Annotated in this window: 13 protein-coding genes; 7 read left to right on the top strand and 6 right to left on the bottom strand. The window is 55.9% G+C overall.

The window, feature by feature from the left end; all coding sequences use genetic code 11:
* Positions 1-23 precede the first annotated feature (23 nt).
* The 4 genes from AB5Z05_RS03130 to rfaD form a co-directional block, all read right to left on the bottom strand.
* The gene (locus tag AB5Z05_RS03130) at positions 24-782 is read right to left on the bottom strand and encodes a glycosyltransferase family 25 protein (protein ID WP_368150083.1); all 759 of its coding nucleotides are present in this window, start codon (positions 780-782) and stop codon (positions 24-26) included.
* Entirely contained in the window at positions 779-2056 is a 1278-nt protein-coding gene (locus AB5Z05_RS03125) for an O-antigen ligase family protein (protein ID WP_368150127.1), read from the bottom strand. The genes AB5Z05_RS03130 and AB5Z05_RS03125 overlap by 4 nt, the downstream gene beginning before the upstream one ends.
* On the bottom strand, positions 2040-3800 hold the full coding sequence (locus AB5Z05_RS03120; RefSeq protein ID WP_368150082.1) for a polysaccharide deacetylase family protein: 1761 nt from the start codon (positions 3798-3800) through the stop codon (positions 2040-2042). The genes AB5Z05_RS03125 and AB5Z05_RS03120 overlap by 17 nt, the downstream gene beginning before the upstream one ends.
* A 118-nt stretch (positions 3801-3918) precedes the next feature.
* A complete protein-coding gene (rfaD, locus tag AB5Z05_RS03115) occupies positions 3919-4875 on the bottom strand; it encodes an ADP-glyceromanno-heptose 6-epimerase (protein WP_005340846.1) in 957 nt (318 codons plus the stop codon).
* A 158-nt stretch (positions 4876-5033) separates the two neighbouring features.
* Here rfaD and AB5Z05_RS03110 point away from each other — a divergent pair, with 158 nt between their 5' ends.
* From AB5Z05_RS03110 to AB5Z05_RS03090, 5 genes are all read left to right on the top strand, one after another.
* The gene (locus AB5Z05_RS03110) at positions 5034-5678 is read left to right on the top strand and encodes a TetR/AcrR family transcriptional regulator (protein ID WP_005340848.1); all 645 of its coding nucleotides are present in this window, start codon (positions 5034-5036) and stop codon (positions 5676-5678) included.
* Between the two features lie 115 nt (positions 5679-5793).
* Complete coding sequence (locus tag AB5Z05_RS03105; protein ID WP_227341637.1) at positions 5794-6984, top strand: glycine C-acetyltransferase; 1191 nt, start codon at positions 5794-5796, stop codon at positions 6982-6984.
* A 55-nt stretch (positions 6985-7039) separates the two neighbouring features.
* Complete coding sequence (gene tdh, locus AB5Z05_RS03100) at positions 7040-8068, top strand: L-threonine 3-dehydrogenase (protein ID WP_368150081.1); 1029 nt, start codon at positions 7040-7042, stop codon at positions 8066-8068.
* 197 nt (positions 8069-8265) lie between these two features.
* A complete protein-coding gene (locus tag AB5Z05_RS03095) occupies positions 8266-8721 on the top strand; it encodes a cytochrome c5 family protein (RefSeq protein ID WP_058056430.1) in 456 nt (151 codons plus the stop codon).
* Between the two features lie 84 nt (positions 8722-8805).
* Positions 8806-11082, top strand: a complete 2277-nt coding sequence (locus AB5Z05_RS03090) for a bifunctional diguanylate cyclase/phosphodiesterase (protein WP_019444986.1) — start codon at positions 8806-8808, stop codon at positions 11080-11082.
* Between the two features lie 2 nt (positions 11083-11084).
* Here AB5Z05_RS03090 and rep read toward each other — a convergent pair whose 3' ends face one another.
* A complete protein-coding gene (gene rep, locus AB5Z05_RS03085; protein WP_111901579.1) occupies positions 11085-13097 on the bottom strand; it encodes a DNA helicase Rep in 2013 nt (670 codons plus the stop codon).
* Between the two features lie 181 nt (positions 13098-13278).
* Here rep and AB5Z05_RS03080 point away from each other — a divergent pair, with 181 nt between their 5' ends.
* Both AB5Z05_RS03080 and AB5Z05_RS03075 read left to right on the top strand, forming a co-directional pair.
* Positions 13279-14499, top strand: a complete 1221-nt coding sequence (locus AB5Z05_RS03080) for an aminotransferase class V-fold PLP-dependent enzyme (RefSeq protein ID WP_368150080.1) — start codon at positions 13279-13281, stop codon at positions 14497-14499.
* 13 nt (positions 14500-14512) lie between these two features.
* Positions 14513-14947 carry a SufE family protein gene (locus tag AB5Z05_RS03075; protein WP_201992785.1) on the top strand — a complete coding sequence of 145 codons (435 nt, stop codon included), beginning with the start codon at positions 14513-14515 and terminating at the stop codon, positions 14945-14947.
* Positions 14948-14968: 21 nt separating this feature from the next.
* On the opposite strand, the gene tcdA is transcribed toward AB5Z05_RS03075, so the two are convergent.
* Entirely contained in the window at positions 14969-15805 is an 837-nt protein-coding gene (tcdA, locus tag AB5Z05_RS03070; protein ID WP_203120159.1) for a tRNA cyclic N6-threonylcarbamoyladenosine(37) synthase TcdA, read from the bottom strand.
* Positions 15806-16050 lie beyond the last annotated feature (245 nt).

Raw genomic sequence — 16050 nt, 5'->3', positions numbered from 1 at the left:
CACCATTTTTAGTTAAAACATAATCAACGTCGCGAATTTTTAATATAGATAGCAATATTGAATAAATAGCCTAATAAATCGCCGCGAAAACGAAACACTTCTTTTCTCGCTCTCGAAAATAGAGAGCGTTTTCCTTTGTTTTCTCGTTCAGAATATCCAATTTCAGATGGTAGGTCTGTTTGTAATACGATCGGTGGCTCAATACCATAGTCACAAACACCATGAATATGCTCACTATCCATATAGTCATCCACTGGCCACCACCATGACTCTGAGTAACTTAGAAATTTTTCCGCAGCAGCAGGGGACAGCGCGTATCCATGACAGCAACTCGGCCCTCTCAAATACTTGACAACTGCATGGCCATTCACTCCATCAAGATGTTGCATAGAATAATGCGCACCAAATATTGGCATTGTTTTGAGCGGCCCTCGCCCTAATCGCACATAACTATAGCGTGATACAACTTCGTCAAGGCCTTTGAGACAATTTATAAACGCATCAGAAAAATCCACATCATCTTCTAGAATTAACATAGGTTCTTTTAATAAAATACATTTTTCCCACAATGCCCTATGACTGGCAAAACAGCCTCTTTCACCCAGAGTCAGCGAGTGCCCCTTCTCTTTTATTCTCTGCTCATCATCATATCCTGGTGTTTGCTCTGCTCGCCCATCGACTGCAGAGAAAAACTCAAATGCAATGCCTAAACCAGAAAAATGCTTTGTGATTCGCTCTCTACGCTCACTGGAACGTTCCAGACTAACAACATATATCTTCATTGTTGATTCTCATTATTAATTGAAACTGATAGTGCCAACACTAAAGAGAAGACAAAAAACGAGATCCCTGAATTATGAGAAAAATAGGCTTGGCTAAGATGATAGTCAGCTGTTGTCAAACAAGTGACAATAACGAGAACACCTCCATTATATGCAAGCGACTCTTGTGCCATAATCGAGAACCTTTTCCTCACCAAGAGGATAGGAACACACAGCATGGCAAGCAGTACTAACAACCCTATAATTCCACGTTTTGCCATCTCTTCAAGATATTGGTTATGGGCGTGATAGTTGAAGTTATATATGAAACTAGTGATTTTATTTTCTTTTAATTGTTGTTTCTGTGACTCACGTAACCCATTTTGTCCCCACCCGAAAAATGGCCTCTCCTTAAATGAATCCCAAGCGCTTCCCCACAATTGAAAACGAATGCCAAGAGATGTATCCAAGTTAGTACCATCGATGTACTGTTCTATATCAGTTTTCGCAGCATCAAATCTTTTCAACATACCTGTTTGAGGTGTCAGCACCATAGCCATAATAATTGCAAACAAAAACAACAATCCCTTTTTTTCATTATTTGTAATAATTTTTCTATACAGCATTAATATCGAAATAATCACGACTGGAAGCAATACCCAACCACCTCTGGCCCCGGATAAGAAGCTCCCAGTAAAACCAGAAATTGCACCTAGCATATAAAGGTAAGAAAAATACTTAGCATTTTTAGCTCGATACCAAAAATAGCCACATAGACAAAAAATGCCAAGTGACATGCTAATGTTTCCGGACTGTATAGGCATTGAATAAAAATCGAATGCTCGCTCATATCCGAGATAGAATTTATCGTAAATTGCGATACCGGCTGCTATTAACGCACCACAAGCGAACCCACAAAGTAAAACTTCCAACTTAACTTTATGTTTAGCAAGTGTAGGGATCACTAGAGCAGCCATTAATGCCCGACTTGGTCTATCTAATTGGCTAAATGAACTACCATCGACAATAACAGATATAAAAAAAAGAACGAAATATGATAAAAGCAACGATGCAATTATTTTATGTTCTTTCTCCATGGCAGAGAGGTACTCTTTACGCCAAAAGACAAAAAGACTCACTATTGCCAGCAACGCTGGGCCATATGAGTATCCACTTGGAACAGCAAGAGCAAGCGCGCCAAACAAAAAAGCCGAGGTTTGCACCACAAGAGGTACAAACCTCTCTTTATTCACTAAGACCATCATTCTTTTTCTTTTCTCACTTTCTAAAAACATAATTCCCACGGATTTTACGCCATAACCCGAACACATCGGTGCGAGGGAAAATGGCGATCCGGCGAATCTGGAAAGGGTCCTGGTGCATAGCTTTGGGGCCACTGTTGGTAGCGACAGCAAAACGATACCCGGCGGCAATAGCCTGCTCCTTGGCGCTGTCGTTCATATCACCGTAAGGGTAGGCGAATGAGAGCAGCGGATGGCCAAGCAGGGCCTCCAGTTGGCGTTTATTCTCCTGAATTTCATGGGCTTGTTGCTCGGGTGAAAGCTGACTCAAGCGGGGATGGGTCAGGGTATGACCACCAATCTCCACATGACCGCTGGCGGCCAGCGCTTTGACCTGGTCACCACTCATTAGCGAAACTTTGGTATCCGGATTGGTCGGATGTTCCACATCCCAACGGTTATAGCCTTCACCGGTGACCACGTATACCACTGCTTTGTAACCATATTTTTCCAGCAGCGGCAGCATGCGAGTCAGGTTGTCCTGATAACCGTCATCGGCGGTGATCATCAGGTACTTCTTGCCGAACTGCAGACGGTGGATAAAACCTTTCTCAGCCAGATCGCGAAAAGTCAGGGTTTCGTAGCCGAGCCACTTCATCAGGCGCAAATGCTTCTCGAACATGGCGATCGGCATCCAGGTGCCGTGTACCCCTTTCTCGCTATCCTGCTCGATAAAGCGGTGGTACATGATGACCGGCATCTCGCGGCGCAGGGTTTCCACTACCGCATCCTGATAGATGGACTCCAGCCCGGAGACAACCCCCTGCAAGCCATACTCATCCTGAATGCGTTGGCGAATGGCTTCCGGCACCACCTTGCTTGTGAGGGCCGATTCGATTTCGCCCTTCAGCGCGGCAAAATCGATGGCCAGATCCTTGGGGCCGATATCGCCAAAATTACTCGCCAGAGCATCATCCAGATTCTGTTCGGTTACCAGACCAACTGCCTTGGCTTCACCAATGGCAAAGGCGGGCCGACCACAGAGCAGTGCTTCCATCGCCACCCGACCGGCACCTATCACCAAATCGCTACCCGCCAGCAGAGCAGGCACATCATCGACATAACCAACAAACTCGGCACGGCCTTCGAAACGGGCAAAGCGCTCCGGCACCTTGGTTCCGCTGACAATCCGCACCCGACAAGCATCAAGATCAAGCACTTCGTCGAGCAGGCGGTAACAGAGCTCCCCTTTGGGGCCGCTCAGGCGACCAATGATGGCGATCACCGGCTTGGGGTTGTCCGGCGCAGGCACAGGTTGGAATTTGTCGGTTTCGATACCATTGCGCAGCACCTGCACGATGGCGGGATCAACCCCCAGATTGTCGACAATCTGATGGGCAATATCTTCACAAACGGCAACTGCCCGATAGCCGAGAGCATGGAACGCCTTGCGCGAGGCGTGTACCGGCTGGCGACCATGCACCGTGGTGATCATCGGGGTGCCAGTCAGCTTGCAGGCCACATAACTGCTCCAGCCGGAAGCGCGAGAGTGAGCATGCACCAACTGAATATGGTGCTTTTTGATGAGATAAATGAGGTAGAAGACGTGCCAGAAACGGCGCAAGATGCTGCGCTTGTTGAATCTCAGCTTGAAGACGGGGCCAAGCGTTGGCTTGGTCAGGGTATCTGACACATAAAAGACGTTGTGACCACGCCGGGTCAGTTCGTTACCGACCGTGGTGGCATAGACCTCAGCTCCCGTAACTTCGAGCTGGGAGAGTGCCATCAATATATTCATCGCGCGGTTACCCGGTAGAGAAGAGAGGAACGGCAAGCAGCCACAGAGACCAGAAACCGGAAGCAGGCGAGTGCCCACTTCCGGTTTTGCGCTCAAACTGCCGCGTTGTGCTCACCCGTTAGCGGTTGAGCCAAGCCATGTAATCCGCTACCCCTTCGGCAACGGTTTTGAACTCGGCGTCATAACCCACGCTGCGCAGCTTGGTCATATCAGCCTGGGTGAAGCTCTGGTAGCGGCCCTTGAGGTGATCCGGGAAGGGGATGTACTCGATGGCACCCTTCTGATGATGCTTGATCACCGCTTCGGCCACGTTCTGGAACGGCTCGGCACGGCCGGTACCACAGTTGAAGATGCCGGAGTGCTGCGGGTTCTGCCAGAACCAGAGGTTTACCTTGCAGACGTCGTCGATATAGATGAAGTCACGCATCTGGCCACCGTTCGGGAAGCCGTCACAGCCTTCAAACAGCTTGGGATTCTCGCCCTTCTTCACCTGGGTATTGAGGTGGAAGGCAACGGAAGCCATGGAGCCCTTGTGCTGCTCGCGCGGGCCGTAGACGTTGAAGTACTTGAGGCCAACGACCTGAGAGTTGATCTCCGGCATCCAGCGGCGCACGTACTGGTCAAACAGCTGCTTGGAGTAGCCGTAGACGTTGAGCGGCTGTTCGAACTTGGGATCTTCGATGAAGTTGTCATTGCGGCCACCGTAGGTCGCGGCAGAAGAGGCGTAAATAAACGGGATTTCACGCTCGATGCAGTAGTGGAACAGATCCTTGGAGTACTCGTAGTTGACCTCCATGATGAACTTGCCGTTCCATTCGGTGGTAGCAGAGCAGGCGCCTTCGTGGAAGATCACCTCGATACCGTTGTCCCACTCTTCAAACTCGTCGCCGGAGACGATCCGAGCCTGAAACTCGTCTTTGTCCATGTAGTCAGCGATGGTCAGATCGACCAGGTTGACGAACTTGGTGCCGTCGGTCAGGTCATCAATGACCACGATATCGGTCCGTCCTTGAGCGTTCAGCTGCTTGACCAGATTGCTGCCGATAAAGCCAGCACCGCCAGTTACTACGATCATGGAGTTTGCCTCTCGTACGTTGATGGCTACATGTGACTGCTTGTTAAAGCTGTGTATAGTGAGCCAATTTGAAATTGCCGAAAAGTTTATCACGGGCCGTCCGGGGATTCGACCTTGTTCAAAACTGCCCCGAGCGGAACCTGTTGGAGGAATGAGTGATGAAAACCAGAGACAGGATCATTCACAGCGCGACCGAGCTGTTCAACGATCAGGGTGAACGCAACATTACCACCAACCATATTGCGGCGCACATGGGCATCAGCCCGGGCAACCTCTACTACCACTTCCGCAATAAAGAAGACATCATCCACTCCATCTTCGACCAGTATGCCCGTCACCTGAGCGAGAGCTTCGTGCCGACCCGCAACCGTGAAATCACCCTGCAGGATCTGATGGGCTATCTCGATGCCATCTTCTATCTGATGTGGCAGTTCCGCTTCTTCTACGCCAACCTGCCGGACATCCTGAGCCGTGACGAACCGCTGCAACAGAAGTACCTCAAGGCCCAGGAGCAGATGCGCTCTTCCGTGGTCGCGCTGCTCAGAAGCCTGCGCGAAGGCGGCATTATCGATGTCAGCGATGAAGACCTGCCGGATCTGGGCCAGACCATCAAGATGGTGGTGACCTGCTGGATCCCGTTCCAGATTGCCCAGGCCCCCAACACCCGCATCACCAAACCGCTGCTCTATCAGGGCGTATTAAAGGTGCTGTTCCTGCTGCGCCCCTATGTGCAACCCCAGGTGGCCGGACAGATCCAGCAACTGGAACAGCACTACCGTCAGCTGGCCCAACCAGCTGGGTGAGATCTGTTTCACATTTGTTGAATATCAGCACAATCATTTGAATTTACCGCAACAGATTGCAGTAAAATGTCGCCCTCTGTTGATACGCAGCTGAAATAGCCACTAAGGATCGAGGATGTCTAACGGATTCTATCGTCACCTGACCGAGCAACTGAACCAGGTGCAAGCTGAAGGGTTGTACAAGCAGGAGCGCATCATCACCTCCGCCCAACAGGCCAGCATCGCCGTCGGCGGTGAGCAGGTACTGAACTTCTGTGCCAACAACTATCTGGGGCTGGCCAACCACCCGGATCTGATCGCCGCCGCCCATCAGGGACTCGACAGCCACGGCTTCGGCATGGCCTCGGTACGCTTCATCTGCGGCACCCAGGATCAGCACAAAGCGCTGGAGCAGAAGATGTCTGCCTTCCTCGGCACTGAAGACACCATCCTCTACTCCTCCTGCTTCGACGCCAATGGCGGCCTGTTCGAGACCCTGTTCGGCGCCGAAGATGCCATCATCTCCGATGCCCTCAACCACGCCTCCATCATCGACGGCGTGCGGCTGTGCAAGGCCAAGCGTTATCGCTACGCCAACAACGACATGGCCGAACTGGAAGCCCAGCTCAAGCAGGCTGATGCCGACGGCGCCCGCTTCAAGCTGATCGCCACCGACGGCGTCTTTTCCATGGATGGGGTCATCGCCGACCTCAAAGCCATCTGCGATCTGGCAGACAAATACGATGCGCTGGTGATGGTAGATGACTCCCACGCCGTCGGCTTTATCGGCGAAAACGGTCGCGGCACCCACGAATACTGTGGCGTGATGGATCGGGTCGACATCATCACCGGCACTCTGGGCAAGGCGCTCGGCGGCGCATCCGGCGGCTATACCTCCGGCAAGAAAGAGGTGATCGACTGGCTGCGTCAGCGCTCCCGCCCGTACCTCTTCTCCAACTCACTGGCTCCCTCCATCGTTGCCGCCACTATCAAGGTGATCGACATGCTGGCGGAAGGTCACGACCTGCGCGCCCGTCTGAAAGAGAACAGCCGTTACTTCCGCGAGCGGATGAGTGCCGCCGGTTTCACCTTGGCTGGCGCCGACCACGCCATCATTCCGGTGATGCTGGGGGATGCCAAGCTGGCCTCCGAAATGGCGAGCCGCATGCTGGCAGCCGGCATCTATGTGGTGGGCTTCTCCTTCCCGGTCGTGCCCAAGGGTCAGGCGCGCATTCGCACCCAGATGTCTGCCGCTCACACCCGCGAGCAGCTGGACAAGGCGATCGACGCCTTTATCCGCATCGGCCGTGAACTCGGCGTTATCTGATTTGAATCAAGGGGCTGCAGCCCCTTTTTTCTGCATTCATATTGAAGGAACAGCCATGAAAGCACTCACCAAACTGCACAAAGAGGTCGGCATCTGGATGACGGATGTGCCGGCCCCCGAGCTCGGTCACAACGACCTGCTGATCAAGATCCGCAAAACCGCCATCTGCGGCACCGATATCCACATCTACAACTGGGACGAGTGGTCCCAGAAGACCATTCCGGTACCCATGGTGGTCGGCCACGAATATGTCGGCGAAGTAGTCGCCATCGGTCAGGAGGTGCGCGGCTTCGCCATCGGCGATCGGGTCTCCGGCGAAGGGCACATCACCTGCGGTCACTGCCGCAACTGCCGCGCCGGGCGCACTCACCTCTGCCGCAACACCATTGGTGTTGGCGTCAACCGCCCGGGTGCCTTTGCCGAGTATCTGGTGATCCCCGCATTCAACGCCTTCAAGCTGCCGGACAACATCCCGGACGAGCTGGCTGCCATCTTCGACCCGTTTGGCAATGCGGTGCACACCGCCCTCTCCTTCGATCTGGTGGGTGAAGATGTGCTCATCACCGGGGCAGGCCCCATCGGCATCATGGCCGCCGCCGTCTGCCGCCATGTGGGTGCGCGCCACGTGGTGATCACCGACGTCAACGAATACCGGCTGGAGCTGGCCCGCAAGATGGGCGCCACCCGCGCGGTCAACGTGGCCAAGGAGAAGCTGGCTGACGTGATGAGCGAGCTGGGCATGACCGAAGGGTTCGATGTGGGGCTGGAGATGTCAGGCGTCCCGAGCGCCTTCCAGGAGATGATCGACAAGATGAACCACGGCGGCAAGATCGCCATGCTTGGCATTCCCCCCTCCACCATGGCCATCGACTGGAACAAGGTGATCTTCAAGGGGCTGTTTATCAAAGGGATCTATGGCCGCGAGATGTTCGAGACCTGGTACAAGATGGCCAGCCTGATCCAGTCTGGGCTGGATCTCTCCCCCATCATCACCCACAGATTCCACATCGACGAATTCCAGCAGGGGTTCGATGCGATGCGCTCCGGCCACTCCGGCAAGGTGATCCTGAGCTGGGATAAATAACCCTTTTCACCCTTTGGTTACTCGAAACCCGGCGAATGCCGGGTTTCTTTTTATCTCCACCACCCGAATTGCCGTGATATCGGCCAAAACTTTGTACGCAGAGTGTTTAACACTTCACACACAAGCGTTTAAATGGCTGTAACTATTCGGTTATAATCCCGTCGTTTACATGGATAATAAAAGACTGCTGGGAGTATATGAGCGTGTTGAAAAAACTGAGCTATTTGCTGGCTGTCGGGATGACGGCCGCCAGCTTGTCTGGGGCAGTGCTTGCTGCCGATGAGATGTCACCGGAGGCCATTGCCGAGCGGATCAAACCAATCGGTCAGGTCTATACCGCCAAGGATCTGGAAGGTATTGCCGGCGCGAGTGCTGCTCCTGCTGCGACCGCCTCCTCCGGTCCCCGCGATGGCGAAACGGTATACAAGGGCGCCTGCTTTGCCTGTCACGACACTGGCGCCGCTGGAGCCCCCAAACGGGGTGACAAGGCAGCCTGGGATCCTCGCATCGCCCAGGGCATTGATACTCTCAAGAAACATGCCATTGAAGGCTTTACCGGCAAGTCCGGCATGATGCCTCCACGCGGCACCTGTGCGAACTGTAGTGATGAAGAGATTGAAAACGCCATTCACTACATGATCGACAAGCTGTAAGTATTTGAAAGGGCCGCAATTGCGGCCCTTTCAATCTATCGGCTTCCGACTACTCTTGTAAGGTAGACATATCGGGAGTTGCACATGTCGGCCCAATCCATCGAACCCCACTACTCAACTCCTCTGTTGGCGTTGGTCTCTGCCATTATGGACTTCCCGGCGCCACAAACCGCCACGTCTGACGATTACGATGCCCTGATCCAGCAGATTGACCAACTCTGCCCGCTGCAACATTTCGGCATGCTGGGCCTCTCCGATACCGGTCTAAACTGGCTTTACGCCTACAAGGTCAGCGACATCTTCAAGCAACAGCTGGGCCGTGAGCAGTCCCGCATCACCGATCAACTCACCCAGCTGGATGAAGCCGAAGGGTGGTGCGTCTTCCCCATCGAGCATGGCCAGATACAGTGGTTGCTGGCGCGTGGCACCCCAGCCGACCTGCCGACCCTGCGTCTGCTGCTGGAGTGTCTGGCCAAACGGCTGACTGAAACCCAGGCGGGCTCCCATCTCACCGAGCTCCCTTCGCCGCTGATTCGCAAAGACCCGAACTGGAAAAAGAAAATCGAGAGCATCAGCCGCATCATGCGGCTCGCCAATACCCTGCCGGCTCAGGCGCTCTTCTCCCAGCTGGAAGCGGTACTGCGCCAGATGCTCACCATCGAGGACATGCTGCTGGTCAGGTTAACCAGTCAGAAGCTGGAAAAGATCTACCCCGCCCATCCCCATCAGGGAGACGAGTTCATCAGCGGCTTGTGCCACAGCACCAGCAATATCGAGGTGAGCAGGGAGTCACGCTACTGGCACAGCATGCCGCTGCGGCTGCAACAACAGTACTTCGCCCACTTCATCATCAGCACGGCTCAACCGCTGGAGACCGACGACAAGCTGTTTCTCGACTTCTTGCGTGGCCAGCTCACCCTGCTGCTGGAGCTGAGACGGATCCGCCAGCAGCTCAACGACATCAATACCGAAGACTCCATCAACCAGCGGCTACAACAGCTGCGTCAGACCAACCTCAGGCTGCAAAAGCAGCTCAAGCAGCATCAGGAGCTGGAACGGCGGCTGCAATTCGATGCGCTTCACGACCCGCTGACCCAACTTCCCAACCGCGCGCTGTTGATGAACCACCTCAACCACGCCATGACCCACTACAACCGCTACAAGTCGCCGGGATTCGCGGTAATTTTTATCGATGTGGATCATTTCAAGCAGATCAATGACACCCTGGGCCACAGTGCTGGCGATCAGCTGCTCAAGGAAGTCAGCCGCCGCCTGCAGACCTGCATCCGGCAAAACGATCTGGTGGCCAGACTGGGGGGCGATGAGTTCGTCATCTATCTGGACAGCAGCAAGAGCGACGATGACATCAGCCCGGTGCTCAACCGCATTATCAGCCGTCTCTCCTACCCGTTCCGGCTACTCGGCAACGAGCTGAGCATTACCGTCAGCCTTGGGGTATCGAGCGTATCCGAGCAAACCTCAGATATCAGCCAGCTGCTCCATCAGGCCGATCTGGCCATGTATCAGGCCAAACGCAATGGTCGCAGTCGCATCGTCAGCTACTCGGATGATTGCATCAACCAGAACTGGAATTCGCCGGAAGAGATGCTGGCCAGAGCCCTGCGGGAGGGGCGTATCGTCCCCTACTTCCAGCCTGTGATCCGGCTGCAGGATAGCCGCCTGACCGGACTGGAGGTGATGGCGCGCTGGCTGACCGAGGAGGGGATTCTGAAGGATGCGTTCGACTTTATTCCGCTGGCAGAGCAGTGCGGCCTGATTCTGGAGCTGGATTACCAGATCCTGCGCCACACCTGTCAGCAACTGAAGAACTGGCTGCCAATCTCCGGGCAGAGCAAGTTCAAGGTCGCCATCAATCTGTCGGGCAAGCATCTGGTCAACCATGACCACATCATGCGGCTGATGGGAATTATCGAAGAGGAAGGGGTCGCCCCCGGCTATCTGATTTTTGAATTCAACGAGCGGGAGCTGTCGCGGCAAGATTCCGATGCGCTGGCATCCCTGCATGACCTGAGGGCTAAGGGTATCCAGATCAGCCTCGATGATTTCGGCACCGGCTTCTCCTCCCTCAACGCCTTGTTCCACTTCCCGGTGGATTACATCAAGGTGGATGACAGCTTTACCCAGAGGATGCTGCAATCGCCCAAAGATTTGGCGCTGATCCGCGCCATGCGGGATATCTGTCAGGATCTCGATTACACCCTGGTCGTCGAGGGGATCGAGAACCAGCAGCAGTTGCAGAAGCTGATTGATATCGGCTGCCGGATGGGGCAAGGGCGCTATATCTCACCGCCCATGCCGGGAGCAGACATAGTACCGCTACTGACCCCGGCCAATCCTTAGGGTTAATCCTTCTTGAACAACGCCCGCAGGTTGGCAACACCGACCTGCCCCTTCTGCTGGCGCTCCTCGGCAGTCACCTTCTTCTGGTTCTCCCATTCAAGGTCATCCTGCGGCAGCTCCAGCAAGAAGCGGCTCGGCTCTGGCCGTACCGACTCGCCAAACTGACGCCGCTCCTTGCAGAGGGTGAAGGTCAGTTCGGTCTGAGCCCGGGTGATCCCCACGTAGGCGAGACGCCGCTCCTCCTCCACGTTGTCTTCATCTATGCTGGTCTGGTGGGGCAGCAAGCCCTCCTCCATCCCCACCATGTAGACATAGGGGAACTCCAGCCCCTTTGAGGCATGCAGCGTCATCAACTGCACCTGATCCGCATCATCTTCCCCCTCGTTGCGCTCCATCATGTCGCGCAGGGTGAGGCGAGTGACCACCTGAGCCAGCGTCATCGACTCCTCCAGCTCATCCCCTTCCAGCATCTCGGTGATCCAGCGATAGAGAGTAGAAACGTTCTGCATCCGCATCTCGGCCGCTCTCGGGCTGGGGGAGGTCTCGTAGAGCCACTCTTCGTAGTGGATCTCCTTGATCATGTCCCGCACCGCCTCCACCGGATTGCCACGCAGCGCTTGATCGCCAAGGCGTACCAACCAGTTGGTGAATGCCTGCAGGGCCACGAGGCCCCGCCCGGAGAGGTGCTGCTCGAGCCCCAGCTCGAAGCTGGCGGCAAACAGGCTCTTGCCGCGCTGATTGGCATACTGACCCAGTTTTTCGAGGGTAGTGGGGCCAATCTCGCGGCGCGGCAGGTTGACCACCCGCAGGAAGGCAGTGTCCTCATCCGGATTCACCAGCAGCTTGAGGTAGGCCATGATGTCCTTGATCTCGGTGCGGGAGAAGAACGAGGTGCCGCCGGAGATGCGATAAGGAATCCGGTTGGTCATCAACGCCTTCTCGAAGATGCGCGACTGATGGTTGCCCCGATAGAGGATGGCGTAATCCTTGAACCGGGTGCGGTTCATAAACTTGTGTCCCATCATCTCGGCGGCGATCCGCTCCGCTTCGTGCTCCTCGTTCTTGGCGAACAGCACCTTGAGCTTCACCCCCTCATCCAATTCGGAGAAGAGCGCCTTGTCATAGACGTGCGGGTTGTTGGCGATCAGAATGTTGGCGCACTTGAGGATCCGCCGCTTGGAGCGGTAGTTCTGCTCCAGCTTGATCAGCTTGAGGCTGGGGAAATCTTCGCTCAGCAGCACCAGGTTCTGCGGCTTGGCACCTCGCCAGGAGTAGATGGACTGGTCATCGTCCCCTACCACGGTAAAACGAGCCCGCTCGCCGACGATCTGCTTCACCAGCTCGTATTGGCTGGTGTTGGTGTCTTGGTACTCATCGACCAGCAGATAGCGGATCTTGTTCTGCCAGCGCTCGCGCACCTCCTGATTGCTCTTGAGCAGCAGGGTCGGCATCACGATGAGGTCGTCAAAATCCAGCGCGTTATAGGCCACCATCTGCCGGTGATAACGTTCATAGAGCTGGGCCATCAGCACCTCTTCCGGCCCGCGGGCAATGCGCATGGCGCGGGCTGGCAGGATAAGGTCGTTCTTCCAGTTGGAGATTTGGCTGATAAGGGCCGAGAGCTTGTCCTTGTCGTTGTCGAGCTCGTCTTCAGTCAACTCTTTCAGCAGCGCCAGCTGATCAGTGTCATCGAACAGGGAGAAGTTCGCCTTGAGATTCAGACTCTTGTGCTCACGACGAATGATATCGAGACCCAGGGTATGGAAGGTGGAGACCATCAGCCCCCGCGCCTCCTTGCGACCCAGGGTCTGGCCGACCCGCTCCTTCATCTCCCGCGCCGCCTTGTTGGTAAAGGTGACCGCAGCGATGTTGCGCGCACTGTAGCCGCACTGCTGCACCAGATAGGCAATCTTGTTGGTGATGACGCGGGTCTTGCCCGATCCGGCACCCGCCAGCACCAGGCAAGGGCCGGAGACATACTTGACCGCTTCGTTCTGATTGGGGTTGAGCTTCATGGGCCGGATCTCTTGGCTTATGATGAGGGGCGGCATTGTACCAGAAATCACTCGATGAGCCGTACCTGCTGCACGGCAGGCAACCGCCCATCGGGCTTATCGCGCCTTGTGTTCGGGCGCTATTTTCAGGATCATGGCCGACCTTTCGAGATGATGACTTTTTCCAGATGATGAGGGGAGCATGAATCAGCAGCAGCACGACCAACTGCGCAGCCAGTTTCCGGCCTTGGCGCAGGAGGTAAACGGCCACCCTCTGGTCTATCTGGACAACGCCGCCACAACCCAGAAGCCGCGCGCGGTACTGGATGCCATCGCTCACTACTATGGGGCCGACAACGCCAACGTGCACCGCGCCGCCCACGCCCTGAGTGGCCGTGCAACCCGCGCCTTCGAAGCGGCCCGCGAGACGGTCGCCCGCTTTATCAATGCGCCCCACAGCCACGAGGTGATCTGGACCCGCGGCACCACGGAGGCGATCAATCTGGTGGCCCAGAGCTGGGGGATGAGCGAGCTCAAGGCAGGGGACGAAATTATCCTCAGCACGCTGGAGCACCACGCCAATATCGTCCCGTGGCAACTGGTCGCCCAACGCACAGGCGCAGTCATCCGGGTTATCCCCCTCGATGAGCGGGGCGATCTCGATCTGGCCGCCTATCACGCCATGCTGGGGCCACGCACCCGGCTGGTGAGCGTGGCCCACGTATCCAATGCCCTTGGCACCGTCAATCCGGTCACCTGGATAGTAGAGGCCGCCAAAGCGGTTGGCGCCGTGACGCTGATCGACGGCGCCCAAGCGGTGGCTCATCTCGAGGTGGATGTGCAAGCCATCGGTTGCGACTTCTATGCCTTCTCCGGCCACAAACTCTATGGCCCGACCGGCATCGGTGTGTTGTGGGGCCGCACCGAGCTATTGGAGCGGATGCCGCCCTGGCAAGCCGGTGGCGAGATGATCGATCGAGTCAGTTTCAGCGGCACCACCTTCAATACCCTGCCTTTCAAATTCGAGGCGGGCACCCCCCATATCGCTGGCGCAATCGGCCTCGCCGCCGCCATCGACTTTGTGATGGCGCAAGATCGGCAATGGCTCGCCAGCCATGAGCAGACACTGACCGACTATCTGGTCGCTGGCCTGCAACAGGTGCCGGGGCTGCGTCTGGTCGGCGAACCCAGCCAACGCGCCGGTGCTGTCTCTTTCTTGCTCGACGACATCCACCCGCAAGATGCTGCTACCCTGCTCGACATGCAGGGGATCGCCCTGCGAGTCGGCCATCACTGCGCCATGCCACTGATGGAATCGCTCGGGATCGGCGGTACCATGCGTGCCTCGCTGGCTTGCTACAACAATCGGGATGATGTCGACGCCCTGCTGGCCGCCCTGCACAAACTCAGTGACTTCTTCTAAGGCAGATAACCGAATGAGTGACCTCGCAAGCTATACCCAGATTGGCCTTGAGCCCAACGCCGACAACATCCGCCAACTGTTTGCCGCCGCCCACGGCTGGGAGAACCAGTACCGGCTCATCATCCAGCTCGGCAAGCAGTTACCGGTGCTACCCGGCGAATGGCAGCAGGAGGAGTTCCGCCTCAAGGGGTGTGAAAGCCAGGCTTGGCTGAAGGGAGAACAAAGCGAGGATGGCTGCTGGCACTTTGCCTGTGATTCCGATGCCCGCATCGTGCGTGGCCTTATCGTCATCGTGCTGGCGGCACTCAACCACCAATCGTCTACGGCGATCCAGGCTTTTGATATGGAAGGGTATTTCACCGAACTGGGACTTGAGAAACACTTGAGCCCGTCACGAGGTAACGGGCTCAGAGCGATCGTACTGGCGATCCGGGAACAAGCGGTCTAACCCGCCTTGTTCAGTGGTCGATTAGGCTTCGCCAATCGACCCTGCATCTTCATTCCCTGCCTCTTTCTCGGCTCGGGCGCCCCGCTCGGCAATCTTCTTCAATACCCGGGACGCGGCAACCAGCCCAAAGGTTGCCGTCACCGGCGTCACGGCGCCAAAACCGGAGGCGCAATCCATCTTCATGGTGCCATCGCTGGCCGCCTTAGCCTGACAGGTACCGCCATTGCCATCCGGATAACTCAACTGCTCGGTTGAGAAGACACACTCCACTCCGAATTTGCGCGCCGGATTCTTGCTGAAGTTGTGCAACCGGCGCAGGTCGGAGCGAACCTTCGCAGCGAGCGGATCCTGAATGGTCTTGGCCAAATCGGCCACGGTGATTTGGGTCGGATCCATCTGCCCGCCGGCACCACCCGCGACGATCACCGGGATCTTGTTGCGCTTGCAGAAGGCAATCAGCGCCACCTTGGCCTTGACCGAGTCGATGGCGTCCACCACATAGTCAAACTCCCGCTTGATATGCTCGGCCAGGTTATCGGCGGTGACGAAATCATCCACCTCGATCACCTCGCAATCCGGGTTGATGGCGCGAATACGCTCGGCCATCACCTCGGTCTTGAGGCGACCGACCGTACCCTGCATAGCGTGGATCTGGCGATTGGTGTTGGTGATGCAGATATCGTCCATGTCGATCAGGGTGATCTGGTTGATACCGGCACGGGCCAGCGCCTCGGCTGCCCAGGAGCCCACACCGCCGATCCCCACCACACAGACCTTGGCCTGGCTAAAGGAGCGCAGCGCGCTCTGACCATAAAGACGGGCAATGCCCCCGAATCGCTGTAGATATTCTGCTTTCATACCACCACCTTGCTTGAGGGCGGCCATTATAGCGACAACCACCGCCAGCGGCGATGGCATAACCGGAGAAAATCGGGGAGGAAAAACAGAGAAAACGGCAGGGAAGAGAGAATAAAAGGTCAATTATCAGCCAACTTTCTGAATGGCAGCCAATAAAAAACCCCGCTCGATGAGCGGGGTTCTTAACTTGGGTGCCTGGCAGTGTCCTACTCTCGCATGGCGAATGCCACACTACCATCGGCGCT

This window comes from Aeromonas sp. R2-4 (genome assembly GCF_040908365.1).
Lineage (GTDB): Bacteria > Pseudomonadota > Gammaproteobacteria > Enterobacterales > Aeromonadaceae > Aeromonas > Aeromonas veronii.
Note: the sequence above shows the minus strand (reverse complement) of the source record. Positions and strands in the feature narration are given on the sequence as shown.

Excerpts from the sequence above, each read along its gene's own strand:
- AB5Z05_RS03105 (WP_227341637.1), top strand. The coding sequence starts at position 5,794 with ATGTCTAACGGATTCTATCGTCACCTGACCGAGCAACTGAACCAGGTG.
- AB5Z05_RS03120 (WP_368150082.1), bottom strand. The coding sequence starts at position 3,800 with ATGAATATATTGATGGCACTCTCCCAGCTCGAAGTTACGGGAGCTGAG.
- AB5Z05_RS03110 (WP_005340848.1), top strand. The coding sequence starts at position 5,034 with ATGAAAACCAGAGACAGGATCATTCACAGCGCGACCGAGCTGTTCAAC.
- AB5Z05_RS03095 (WP_058056430.1), top strand. The coding sequence starts at position 8,266 with ATGAGCGTGTTGAAAAAACTGAGCTATTTGCTGGCTGTCGGGATGACG.
- rep (WP_111901579.1), bottom strand. The coding sequence starts at position 13,097 with ATGAAGCTCAACCCCAATCAGAACGAAGCGGTCAAGTATGTCTCCGGC.
- AB5Z05_RS03090 (WP_019444986.1), top strand. The coding sequence starts at position 8,806 with ATGTCGGCCCAATCCATCGAACCCCACTACTCAACTCCTCTGTTGGCG.
- AB5Z05_RS03130 (WP_368150083.1), bottom strand. The coding sequence starts at position 782 with ATGAAGATATATGTTGTTAGTCTGGAACGTTCCAGTGAGCGTAGAGAG.
- AB5Z05_RS03075 (WP_201992785.1), top strand. The coding sequence starts at position 14,513 with ATGAGTGACCTCGCAAGCTATACCCAGATTGGCCTTGAGCCCAACGCC.
- tcdA (WP_203120159.1), bottom strand. The coding sequence starts at position 15,805 with ATGAAAGCAGAATATCTACAGCGATTCGGGGGCATTGCCCGTCTTTAT.
- AB5Z05_RS03080 (WP_368150080.1), top strand. The coding sequence starts at position 13,279 with ATGAATCAGCAGCAGCACGACCAACTGCGCAGCCAGTTTCCGGCCTTG.
- tdh (WP_368150081.1), top strand. The coding sequence starts at position 7,040 with ATGAAAGCACTCACCAAACTGCACAAAGAGGTCGGCATCTGGATGACG.
- AB5Z05_RS03125 (WP_368150127.1), bottom strand. The coding sequence starts at position 2,056 with ATGTTTTTAGAAAGTGAGAAAAGAAAAAGAATGATGGTCTTAGTGAAT.
- rfaD (WP_005340846.1), bottom strand. The coding sequence starts at position 4,875 with ATGATCGTAGTAACTGGCGGTGCTGGCTTTATCGGCAGCAATCTGGTC.